Origin of the sequence: Cereibacter johrii, assembly GCF_001720585.1 — a bacterium.
GTDB classification, from domain to species: domain Bacteria; phylum Pseudomonadota; class Alphaproteobacteria; order Rhodobacterales; family Rhodobacteraceae; genus Cereibacter_A; species Cereibacter_A johrii.
In genome coordinates, this window is sequence record NZ_MABH01000189.1 from 20,103 (window position 1) to 30,704 (window position 10,602).

At 70.7% G+C, this 10,602-nt stretch carries 9 protein-coding genes and 1 pseudogene; 5 read left to right on the plus strand and 5 right to left on the minus strand.

Features of this window, described 5'->3' with window-relative positions:
• Window positions 1-97 precede the first annotated feature (97 nt).
• Both A9O63_RS17260 and A9O63_RS17265 read right to left on the minus strand, forming a co-directional pair.
• Complete coding sequence (locus A9O63_RS17260) at window positions 98-1,237, minus strand: methyltransferase (RefSeq protein ID WP_069333032.1); 1,140 nt, start codon at window positions 1,235-1,237, stop codon at window positions 98-100.
• Between the two features lie 52 nt (window positions 1,238-1,289).
• Window positions 1,290-2,156, minus strand: a complete 867-nt coding sequence (locus tag A9O63_RS17265; protein ID WP_069333040.1) for a polyprenyl synthetase family protein — start codon at window positions 2,154-2,156, stop codon at window positions 1,290-1,292.
• Between the two features lie 144 nt (window positions 2,157-2,300).
• On the opposite strand from A9O63_RS17265, the gene crtD reads away from it, so the two are divergent.
• Window positions 2,301-3,788, plus strand: a complete 1,488-nt coding sequence (gene crtD, locus A9O63_RS17270) for a 1-hydroxycarotenoid 3,4-desaturase CrtD (protein WP_069333033.1) — start codon at window positions 2,301-2,303, stop codon at window positions 3,786-3,788.
• 35 nt (window positions 3,789-3,823) lie between these two features.
• Window positions 3,824-4,693 (plus strand): carotenoid 1,2-hydratase, encoded by an 870-nt coding sequence (crtC, locus tag A9O63_RS17275; RefSeq protein ID WP_069333034.1) that lies wholly within the window; start codon window positions 3,824-3,826, stop codon window positions 4,691-4,693.
• 160 nt (window positions 4,694-4,853) lie between these two features.
• Here crtC and tspO read toward each other — a convergent pair whose 3' ends face one another.
• Genes tspO through A9O63_RS17290 form a run of 3 tightly spaced genes read right to left on the minus strand, consistent with a single transcriptional unit; the run spans window position 4,854 to window position 7,982 of the window.
• Complete coding sequence (gene tspO, locus A9O63_RS17280; RefSeq protein WP_069333035.1) at window positions 4,854-5,333, minus strand: tryptophan-rich sensory protein TspO; 480 nt, start codon at window positions 5,331-5,333, stop codon at window positions 4,854-4,856.
• Between the two features lie 28 nt (window positions 5,334-5,361).
• A complete protein-coding gene (gene crtB, locus A9O63_RS17285; protein WP_069333036.1) occupies window positions 5,362-6,429 on the minus strand; it encodes a 15-cis-phytoene synthase in 1,068 nt (355 codons plus the stop codon).
• Window positions 6,426-7,982, minus strand: a complete 1,557-nt coding sequence (locus tag A9O63_RS17290) for a phytoene desaturase (protein ID WP_084296015.1) — start codon at window positions 7,980-7,982, stop codon at window positions 6,426-6,428. Before A9O63_RS17290 ends, crtB begins: the two co-directional genes overlap by 4 nt.
• Window positions 7,983-8,139: 157 nt before the next feature.
• Here A9O63_RS17290 and crtA point away from each other — a divergent pair, with 157 nt between their 5' ends.
• The 3 genes and pseudogenes from crtA to A9O63_RS17305 form a co-directional block, all read left to right on the plus strand.
• Window positions 8,140-9,114 carry a spheroidene monooxygenase gene (crtA, locus tag A9O63_RS17295; RefSeq protein WP_069333038.1) on the plus strand — a complete coding sequence of 325 codons (975 nt, stop codon included), beginning with the start codon at window positions 8,140-8,142 and terminating at the stop codon, window positions 9,112-9,114.
• A gap of 4 nt (window positions 9,115-9,118) precedes the next feature.
• Window positions 9,119-10,123: a magnesium chelatase ATPase subunit I gene (gene bchI / locus A9O63_RS17300; RefSeq protein ID WP_069333039.1), complete on the plus strand. Its 1,005-nt coding sequence runs from the start codon at window positions 9,119-9,121 to the stop codon at window positions 10,121-10,123.
• A pseudogene (locus tag A9O63_RS17305) lies at window positions 10,099-10,602 on the plus strand (magnesium chelatase subunit D); the annotation flags it as partial. The gene bchI and the pseudogene A9O63_RS17305, both read left to right, overlap by 25 nt.

Consider the following 10,602-nt stretch of genomic DNA (forward strand, 5'->3'; position numbering starts at 1 on the left):
TATATCGACGCTTCAGGTGTAACATTAACGGGACATCGTGAAGTGTCAACTTTATTGGACAGTGCCTCCCTGCGTCCGATTGCGCTGCGCCCGCGCGTCACGGCGCGTCAGAGGGACGCACGGCCGTCACCGCGCTCGCGACATAGGGCCTGAGGCCGGGGAAGATCTTGATCTCCGAAAAGCCCTGCCCCGTGAGCAGCTCCGCGATCTCGGCCGCCGAGCGCACGCGCCCCGTCCGCATCGCGGCGGTGTAGAAGGCCATGTAGGTGTCCGTCTCGCGGTGCGGCCGGGCGCCCCCGGACATGGCCTCGGCCACGATCACCCGCCCGCCCACCGGCAGCGCCTCGCGCACCCTGCGCAAGAGCAGCTTCACCGTCTCGTCCGAATGGTCGAACAGCACCCGCACGAGGCTGATCGCATCGGCGCCGAGCGGCAGCGGATCGTCGCGGAAGCTGCCGCCATGCACGGTGAACCGCCCGGCAAGCCCCGCCTCGGTCAGCCGCTGCGGCGCGGCCTCGGCCACCATGGGCAGGTCGAACAGCATGAGCTCCATCAGCGGATAGGCCCGCCCCACGGCCGCGAGGAAGGCGCCGGTGCCCCCGCCCACGTCCATCAGCCGCCTGACCCCCATCAGATCCACCAGTCGCAGCGCATCCTCGGCCACGAGCCCCTGGCTCTCGGTCATCAGGCGGGAATATTTGGCGGTCACCTCCGGGTCGGTCGCCCCCGCGGCGCCGAAGACATAGGGCCAGAAACGTGCGAGCTCGGGCTCGGTCTCGCCCTTCAGGAAGGCCACCGGATCGGCCAGATCGCGGTAGAGCACATGGTGATGGCCCACCATCGCCTCGAGCCCCGGCACCGCGAGGAAGGCCGCGCCCCGCACCGCCAGATCGAACCGCCCGTCGCGCCTCCGCGTGAGCAGCTTCAGCGCGGCGCCCCCCTGCAGGAGAAGCTGCATCCGCTCGGGCGCAAGCCCGGTGGCCGCGGCCAGCGCCTGCACCGTCTGGGGCCCTTCGGCCACCAGATGCAGCACCCGCAGCTCGACCAGCGCATAGAGCACCTGCGAATGGACGAAGCCCGCGACGATGTCGAACAGCTCCTCTCCCTCGCGCCGCCCGATGCGGCGCAGGAAGGGCACACGCTCGGCGATGAGCTGGAAGCGGCGCGAGCCGGCAAGGCGCACGCCGAGGCGGGAGAGGCCGAGCCCCCCGCGGGCGGGAGGTCTGAGAGCGCTCATGGAAGTCCTTTCCGATCCGGCCCCGGCAGGCGGGGCCTTGAGTGCGGGCGGCTCAGACGCGGGCCGCGACCTGCGCCGGCACGATCTTCTCGGCATAGCGGCGGACCATCTCGGCCAGCATCGCCTCGCCCGGGCAGGAGGGGATCGAAGCGATGGCGCCGCCGAGGATGTCCTTCAGCCGTTTCGCCGCGCCGTCGACGCCATATTCGCGCACCGCGTTCGGCCGGGCGTGGATCTCGTCCTGCCCCGCGGGCTTGCCCAGCGTCTCGGCATCGCAGAGCGCGTCGCGCAGGTCGTCGGCCACCTGGAAGGCCTCGCCGATGCGGGAGCCCAGCTCTTCCCAGGGCTCGGCCTCGTAGCCCGCGGCAATGGCGCCCATCTGGGTCGCGGCGATGAAGAGCGCGCCGGTCTTGGCCCGGTGATAGGCCGAGAGGTTGATCTGGCTCTCGCTCTCCCAGCCCTGACCCGCGCATATGCCCATCGGCATCCCCGTCCGCACCGCCAGCGCCGTCACCAGCTGCAGCGCCCGCTGCGGCTGGTCGGCCGCGGCGCGGGCCAGCACCTCGAAGCCCATCACGATCAGGCTGTCGCCGGTGAGGATCGCGAGCGGCTCGGAATAGGCGCGGTGCACCGTGGGCTTGCCGCGCCGGATCTCGGCATCGTCGAAACAGGGCAGATCGTCATGCACGAGGCTCGCGCAATGGATCAGTTCGAGCGCCACCGCCGCCGCGTCCGACAGGGCCGGGCGGTCGTCGCCGCAGGCCGTGGCCACGCTGAGCAGAAGCGTGGGCCGGATGCGCGCGCCGCCGGGCGTCACCGCATAGTCGAGCGCCGTCGCCAGCTTCGAGGGCGCCTCGGAGCCCTGCCCCCGCGCGATCGCCGCTGCCATCGCCGCTTCAATCCGCTGTTCAAACGCCATCATGTGCCTCATAGGACAGCTCCGGCGCATCGCTGCGCCCCGGGGCGGCCACCGTGCCGCCGACTCCACAGGTGTCAACTTTTTCTTACACCCTCTCGTCTTTGATACTGGACAGCCCGCATCGGGGTGTCAACAATCCCGGGCATGAGACAGATTGTGCCGAAGGTGGTTGTGGTCGGGGCCGGGATGGGCGGGCTGGCGTCTGCGATCCGGCTGGCGCGGGCCGGGTGCGAGGTGACGCTCCTCGAGGCGCGCGAGGCGCCGGGGGGGCGGATGCGCACCCTCCCGAGTGTGGCGGGCCCCGTGGACGCGGGCCCGACGGTCCTCACACTGCGCGAGGTTTTCGACGATATCTTCGATGCTTGCGGGCAGAAGCTCGATCATCACCTCACCCTCCTGCCCCAGCCGCTTCTGGCCCGGCACTGGTGGCTCGACGGCAGCACGCTCGACCTCACCACCGACCTCGAGGCCAATGTCGAGGCAGTGGCGGCCTTCGCCGGCGCGCGCGAGGCCCGCGCCTTCCGCCGCTTCCACGACCTCTCGGCGCGGCTTTATGACGCTTTCGACCGGCCGATGATGCGCGCGGCCCGGCCGGACCTGCGGGCCATCGCGACCGGGGCCCTGAAGGCGCCCCGGACATGGCCCGCGCTCCTGCCCGGCATGACGCTCGACCGGCTCCTGCGGCTCTTCTTCCGCGACCGGCGCCTGCGCCAGCTCTTCGGGCGCTATGCCACCTATGTGGGCGGCACGCCCTATGGCGCGCCGGGCGTGCTCGCGCTGATCTGGGCGGCCGAGGCGCGCGGGGTCTGGGCGGTCGAGGGCGGGATGCACCGGCTGGCGCTCGCGCTTGCCCGGCTGGCCGAGGATCAGGGCGTGCGGCTGCGCTACGGGGCGCCGGTCGCGCGCATCCTGCGCCAGGGAGGCCGCGCCACCGGCGTTCAGCTGGCCGACGGGCGGACGCTTCCGGCCGATCACGTCGTCTTCAACGGCGATCCGGCGGCGCTCCTCGCGGGGCTTCTGGGCGACGGGCCGCAGGCCGCGGTGCCCGAGGACCGGATCCACCCGCGCAGTCTCTCGGCCTGGGTCTGGTCCTATGCCGCCCGCGCCTCGGGCCCGCCGCTCGTCCACCACAACGTCTTCTTCGCCGACGACCCCCGGCGCGAGTTCGGACCGATCGCCGCAGGACAGATGCCGGAGGATGCGACACTCTACATCTGCGCCGAGGACCGCTCCGGCGGACAGGTGCCCGACGGGCCCGAGCGATTCGAGATCATCATGAACGGACCGCCCGGCCGGCCCGCGAAACCCGAGGATTTTGCGCAATGTCGCAGCCGAACCTTCGACCGCCTGAGACAGTTCGGGCTGACCTTCGACCCGGTGCCGGGCGAGACGAGCCTGACGGCCCCCACGGGCTTCGCGCGCCTGTTCCCGGCGTCGCAGGGCTCGATCTACGGGCTGAGCCCGCACGGGGCGCTGGCCTCGCTGAAACGCCCGCTGGCGGGAACGGCGCTGCCGGGCCTGTGGCTGGCGGGGGGCGGGGCCCATCCGGGGGCGGGCGTGCCGATGGCGGCCCTCTCCGGACGGCACGCGGCCGAGGCGATACTGGCGGACCTTGCTTCTCGGTCGAAGTAGCGCCCGACGGCTATGCCTGGTGGTATATCGACGGCGTGTCCGACGACGGCACCCGCGCGCTCTCGGTGATCGGCTTCATCGGCTCGGTCTTCTCGCCCTGGTATCGCTGGTCGGGCCGGAAGGAGCCGCAGAACCACTGCTGCCTCAATGTGGCGACCTACGGCCCCGGCGGGCGCTTCACCATGACCGACCGCGGCCGGGCCGCGCTGCGCCAGAGCCCGGACACGCTGACCGTGGGCCCCTCGCGGATGCACTGGACCGGCACCCAGCTCATCGTCGAGGTGAACGAGGTCTCCTCGCCGCCCCTCGTCTCGCCGGTGAAGGGCCGGATCGTGCTCACGCCCACCGGGATCACCGAGGTCGAGGTGACGCTCAAGGACGATGGCTCGCACATCTGGCGCCCCTTCGCCCCCACCGCGCGCATCGAGGTCGATCTGACGCAGGGCCACCGCTGGCATGGCCACGGCTATTTCGACGCGAATTTCGGCACGGCGGCGCTCGAGGCCGACTTCCGCTTCTGGACCTGGGGCCGGTACCCGGTGGCCGACGGGGCGGCCTGCTTCTACGACGCCCCCCGCCGCGACGGCTCGCGGCTCGAGCTCGGGCTCCATGTCGCGGCCGACGGGCGTGCGCGGCTGATCCAGCCGCCGCCGCAGGCCCGCTTCTCCCGCTCGGGCTGGCTGGTCGAGCGCCACACGCCCGCCGATCCCGGCACGCGGCCGCGGCAGGTGATGTCGATGCTCGATGCGCCCTTCTATTCGCGCGCGATGGTCGAGACGACCGTCTTCGGCCAGAAGACGGTGGGCGTGCACGAGGCGCTCGATCTGCGCCGCTTCCGCTCGCCGCTCCTGATGCCCATGCTCGCCGTCCGCGTCCCCCGCCGCCCCGGCTGGCGCTTCTCCTGACATCCCCGCCGCGGACAGGCCGCGCCTTTCACTCTGCGCAAATATCCTCGGGGGGAATTGCCCCGCAGGGGCAAGGGGGGCAGACAGCCCCCCTCTTTCGTCCCTCAAAGCAAAAGGGGCGGCGCCCGCAGGCCCGCCCCTCCTCTCTTCTGCCCCCGGATCAGGCGCGGGCTTCGGGCCGGCTCCAGTTCAGCCGCATCGCCTCGAAATTGAGGCCGGTCGCGGCGGTGGCCCAGATCAGGTAGGGCACGAACAGCACCCCCGCCCAGGTGTCGAGCTGGAAGAAGGCCCACATGGTCGCGGCCACGAAGAGCCACATCACCACCACCACGCCGAGCGCGGTCGCCATCCGCTTCATCCCGAAGAAGACCGGCGTCCAGAGCGTGTTGAAGGCGAGCTGGGCGGCATAGAAGGCAAGCGCCTGCCCCGACCCTTCGAGCTGCGCCACCCGCATGGCCGCGAGGCTCATGAGGAAATAGAGCGAGGTCCAGGCCAGCGGGAACACCCAGCGCGGCGGGTTCCACCAGGGCTTGTTCAGATTGTCGTACCATTCATCGGGCTTCAACAACGCCCCCGTCGTCGCGGGCGCGCCGCAGGCGGCGAGGAAGGTGAGGAAAAGAGCCCAGTCCATGTTCATCATCGTTACTCCGGTATACCTGCACGAGAACCTAGATCGGGTTGGCCCGGTTCCCCAGTCGCTGCCGCGAGATCTGCCGGTCCTGCGCCTCGAGCTGGGCCAGAACCGAGATCAGCGCCTCGGAACGGCCGCGCTGCGGCCGGGCCCGGGCGGCGGCATTGACGAGGAAGGCCACCTCGGGCTCGGGCGCCGCGTGAAGCGTGGCGCAGCCGGGGCCGAACGGGCTGATGGCGGCGCGTGTGGCCGAGAGCCCGAGCCAGACGAGCTTCTGCCGCCGCGTGGTGAAGGCGCGGCGCGTCACGCTGTCATAGCCGTTCCGCGCGATCTCGCCGCCGATGCCCGCATAGATGTGGCGCGCGGCATAGATGCCGGGCCGGCAGGCCAGGGGCAGGCCGCAGACCCCCGCCTCCGAGCGCAGATAGAGCCGGTCGGCCGCCCGCAGCAGGCGGCGCGTCACGGCCCGGATGCGATCGTCGACCACCGGCCGGGCGAGGAACTCCTCGACCGGCAGCCCCGCCTCCTCCATCCAGTCGCGCGGCAGGTAGATCCGCCCCGACCGGGCGTCGGTGCCCACGTCGCGGGCGATGTTGGTGAGCTGCATGGCCAGGCCCAGATCGCAGGCCCGCGCCAGCACGTCGGGATCGCGCACGCGCATGAGGACGCACATCATCGCCCCCACCGCCGCGGCCACCCGCGCCGAATAGTCGAGCACGCCCGAGAAACTGCCGTAGCTGCGCCCCACCGCATCCCAGGCGAGACCCTCGAGCAGCGCCTCGGGCAGCGCCCGGGGCATCTCGAACTCCTCGACCACCGCGGCGAAGGCGCGGTCGGCCGGCGCATTGCGCGGGCGGCCCGCATAGACGAGGTCCAGCCGGTCGCGCAGGCTCAGGACGGCGCGGCGCTTGGCCTCGGCATCCTCCTCGCGCTGGCCCTCGTTCACCGCCTCGTCGACCGCATCGTCGGCCACCCGGCAGAAGGCATAGAGCGCGAGCGCCGGCGCGCGCACGCGCTCGGGCAGAAGGCGGGAGGCGGCGTGGAACGAGTAGGAGCCGGTGCGGATCAGCTCCCGGCAGGCATCCAGATCGGCAGTGGCAATCATTCCGCGGCAAGCCTTTCAGCAGGTTCGGCCTCCCGGCGCGCGCGCGGCGCGTCGGGGGCAAGCTTGGCCATCACTTCGGCCGAACCGATCACGCCGGGCACGCCCGCGCCCGGATGGGTGCCCGCTCCCACGAGGAACAGGTTTCCCACCTCCTCCGAGATGTTGTGCGGCCGGAACCAGGCCGACTGCAGGATCCGCGGCTCGATCGAGAAGCCCGCGCCCCAGGGGCTGAGGTAGCGGTCGCGGAAGGTCTCGGGGGTGAAGACGAGCGAGGGCCCGATCCGTTCCCCGATCCCCGGCATCGATTGCTCGAGCACCTCGAGCACGCTCTCGCGGTAGGGCTCGGCCGCAGCCTGCCAGTCCACCGGCTGCGCCTGTTTCAGATGCGGCACGGGCGAGAGCGCATAGAACGTGTCATCCCCCTCGGGCGCCACGGTCGGATCGGTGATCGAGGGCCTGTGGATATAGAGGCTCATGTCCTTCGCGAGCTTGCCCTTGAGGAAGATGTCCTCGACCAGCCCCTTGTAGCGCGGCGCATTGACGATCGTGTGGTGGCCCACGTCGGGCCACATGCCCTTCGTCCCCTTGGTGCCGAAATACCAGACGAACAGCCCCATCGACCAGCGCCGGCTCCTCACATGAGCGTCGGTCCAGCGGCGGCGCGGATGGTTGCGCAGAAGCCGCATGTAGGTATGGCCCGCATCCGCGTTCGAGACCACGAGGCCCGCCCGCAGCACCTCGCCCGAGGCGAGCCGCACGCCGGTGGCGGTGCCCTTCTCGACGAGGATCTCGTCCACCTCGGTGTTCATGCGGAAGCTGCCGCCCTGCCCCTCGATCACCTTCGCCATGGCCGCGGCGATGGCCGCCACGCCGCCGATGGCATAATGGACGCCGAACTCCTTCTCGAGCTGGCTCACGAGGATATACATCGAGGTCACGTTGAAGGGGTCGCCGCCGATGAAGAGCGGGTGGAACGAGAGCGCCATGCGCAGCCGCTCGTCCTTCACCCGCAGCGCGGCATGCTGGTAGACGGAGCGGTCGGCCCGCAGCATCCCGAAGGTGGGCAGCACCTTGATGAGATCCCACAGCTTGTGCATCGAGCGGCGGCCGAGATCCTCGTAGCCGAACCAGTAGCGCTTCTCGCTGTCCTTCAGGAACTTCTCGTATCCCGCGACATCGCCGGGCGAGAGGCGGGCCACCTCGGCCTTCATCGCCTCGGTCGACTGGCGCACCGTGAAATGCGACCCGTCCGGCCAGCGCACCTCGTAGAACGGATCGATCGGCTTCAGCTCGACATCGGCGTCGAAATCCCGCCCGCAGATCTTCCACAGATCGCGCAGGCTCTGCGGCACGGTCACGATGGTCGGCCCGAGATCGAACCGGTGCCCCTCCTGCGTGATCGAGGAGCCGCGGCCGCCCGGCACGTCGAGCTTGTCGATGACCGTCACGCGCCAGCCCTTGGCGCCGAGGCGCATCGCGGCCGCAAGGCCTCCCAGTCCCGAGCCGATCACGAGGGCGCGGTCGGCGTCGGAGGCGGGCGAGATCGAGGGCATGGCGCGAACTCCTGCAGTGCTTGTCAACATGCCCCATACAATAGACTGTCTAGTCAGGTTTACAATGCGGCTTGAGGGCGGTGCGACTTCGCGACTAATGTCCGCCCGCTTCGGTTCAGTGTTTGATCGCGCCCACCCCATCTGCAGGAGGAATGACATGCAGACTGTCACGCTCAGTATCTTCCGGTTCAACGAGTTCGAAAAGCGGCTCTGGGTGCTTGGTCAGATGACCGCAAACAAGCTGGGCATGCATTACCTGCCGAAGGCGAAATTCTGGAAGATGTTCGGCTCGGGCACGGGTCAGGGCTTCACGCCGAAGCCCAACTGGCATGTCTGGAGCATCCTCGCCGTCTGGCCGGACGAGGAGACCGCGCGCCGGGAAGTGGCCGAATCGCCGATCTACCAGCGTTGGACCAAGATGGCCGACGAGAGCTACACGGTGCTCCTGCAGCCCACCAGCGCTTGGGGCAAATGGGACGGCAAGGAGCCGTTCGAGCCGGTGAATCCCACCTCGGACGTGCGGCCGATCGCCGCCCTTACCCGCGCCACGGTCAAGTTCTGGAAGGCCGAACGGTTCTGGGCGCGCGAGCCCGCCATCTCGCACATGATCGGCCTGAACAAGGACGTGGTCTTCAAGATCGGCGTGGGGGAAGTGCCGTTCGTCCAGCAGGTTACCTTCTCGGTCTGGCCCGACGCCCGCTCGATGGACGAGTTCGCCCGCGGCGCCGGCGGCCCGCATGGCGAGGCGATCAAGGCCGTGCGCGCCGAGGACTGGTTCAAGGAGGAGCTTTATGCCCGCTTCCAGATTCTCGGAACGATTGGTAAGTGGGATGGCAAGGACCCGGTGGGCGAGGCGCTGACCGCTCGCCCCTCCGAGGCTCCGAAACCCGCTCCGGCACCGGCGGCTGCCCAGCCCGCCCCGGCGGTCGAAGCTCCGAAGCCTGCCCCGGCGCCGGTCGCGGAGAAGCCCGCCCTCGCCGTCGAGATGCCGAAGCCCGCCGAGCCGCCGAAGCCCGTGGTCGAGGCCCCGAAACCCGCTCCCGCTCCCGTGGCCTCGAAGCCGGTGCCGCAGGGCGGAAAGCCGAACTTCAAGGGCAAGCCCGGCAAGGGCGGCCGCAAAGAGAACGCCTGACGCAATGAAAAAACCCTTCCCCTTCTCGGCCATCGTCGGTCAGGAGCAGATGAAGCAGGCCATGGTGCTGACTGCGATCGACCCGGGCATCGGCGGCGTGCTGGTGTTCGGCGATCGCGGCACCGGCAAGTCCACCGCCGTCCGTGCTCTCGCGGCGCTCCTGCCGCTGATCAAGGCGGTCGAGGGCTGCCCTGTGAACTCGGCCCGGCCGGAGGATTGCCCGGAATGGGCGCATGTCTCCTCCACCACGCTGATCGAACGGCCGACGCCCGTCGTCGACCTGCCGCTCGGCGTGACGGAAGACCGTGTGGTGGGCGCGCTCGACATCGAGCGCGCCCTCACCCGCGGCGAAAAGGCCTTCGAACCCGGCCTGCTCGCCCGCGCCAACCGCGGCTATCTCTATATCGACGAGGTCAACCTTCTCGAAGATCACATCGTGGACCTGCTGCTCGACGTGGCGCAGTCCGGCGAGAACGTGGTCGAGCGCGAAGGTCTGTCGATCCGCCACCCCGCCCGCTTCGTGCTGGTGGGCTCGGGCAACCCCGAGGAAGGCGAGCTGCGCCCGCAGCTTCTGGACCGGTTCGGCCTTTCGGTCGAGGTCCGCAGCCCCCGCGACGTGGAGACCCGCGTCGAGGTCATCACCCGCCGCGACGCCTATGACGCGGACCACGACGCCTTCATGGAGAAATGGGGCGCCGAGGACATGCAGCTGCGCGGCCGCATCCTCGGCGCGCGGGCGGCGCTGCCCCAGCTCAAGACGCCGAACACCGTGCTGCACGACTGCGCGGCGCTCTGCATCGCGCTCGGATCCGACGGTCTGCGGGGCGAGCTCACGCTCCTCCGGGCGGCCCGCGCCCAGGCGGCCTTCGAGGGCGCCGAGGCGGTGGGGCGCAGCCACCTGCGGTCGGTCGCGACCATGGCGCTCAGCCACCGGCTGCGGCGCGATCCGCTGGACGAGGCGGGCTCGGTCAGCCGCGTCGAGCGGTGCGTGGCGGAGGTCCTGCCCTGACACACGCAGCCCCCGCGCCGCTCGGCCCGTGGGAACGGGTCGAGGCGGCCCTCACCCTTCTCGCCATCGACCCTGCGGGCCTCAAGGGCCTCTGGCTCCGGGCGCGGGCCAGCGCGCTGCGCGACCGGATCACCGGGGCGCTCGGCGCGCTGCCGCTGCCGGTCCGCCGCGTCCATCCGACCATCGGCGACGATGCGCTCTTCGGCGGGCTCGATCTGGCCGCGACCCTCTCGGCCGGCACGCCCGTGGTGCAGAAGGGCATCCTCGACGAGCCCGCGGCGCTGGTCCTCGCCATGGCCGAGCGCACCCTGCCCGGCCTTGCGGCCCGGCTCGGCACCGCGCTCGATGCGCCGCGCCACTGCCTGATCGCGCTCGACGAGGGCGCCGAGCGCGACGAGCTGCTGCCGCTCGGCCTCGTGGACCGGCTGGCGCTGTTCCTCGACCTCGACGGCCTGCCCTGGGGCGAGACCCGCGAGATC

What these genes read in the sequence shown, in the direction of transcription:
- A9O63_RS17260 (WP_069333032.1), bottom strand. Translation starts at nt 1,237, where the DNA reads ATGAGCGCTCTCAGACCTCCCGCCCGCGGGGGGCTCGGCCTCTCCCGC.
- A9O63_RS17265 (WP_069333040.1), bottom strand. Translation starts at nt 2,156, where the DNA reads ATGGCGTTTGAACAGCGGATTGAAGCGGCGATGGCAGCGGCGATCGCG.
- crtD (WP_069333033.1), top strand. Translation starts at nt 2,301, where the DNA reads ATGAGACAGATTGTGCCGAAGGTGGTTGTGGTCGGGGCCGGGATGGGC.
- tspO (WP_069333035.1), bottom strand. Translation starts at nt 5,333, where the DNA reads ATGATGAACATGGACTGGGCTCTTTTCCTCACCTTCCTCGCCGCCTGC.
- crtB (WP_069333036.1), bottom strand. Translation starts at nt 6,429, where the DNA reads ATGATTGCCACTGCCGATCTGGATGCCTGCCGGGAGCTGATCCGCACC.
- A9O63_RS17290 (WP_084296015.1), bottom strand. Translation starts at nt 7,982, where the DNA reads ATGCCCTCGATCTCGCCCGCCTCCGACGCCGACCGCGCCCTCGTGATC.
- crtA (WP_069333038.1), top strand. Translation starts at nt 8,140, where the DNA reads ATGCAGACTGTCACGCTCAGTATCTTCCGGTTCAACGAGTTCGAAAAG.
- bchI (WP_069333039.1), top strand. Translation starts at nt 9,119, where the DNA reads ATGAAAAAACCCTTCCCCTTCTCGGCCATCGTCGGTCAGGAGCAGATG.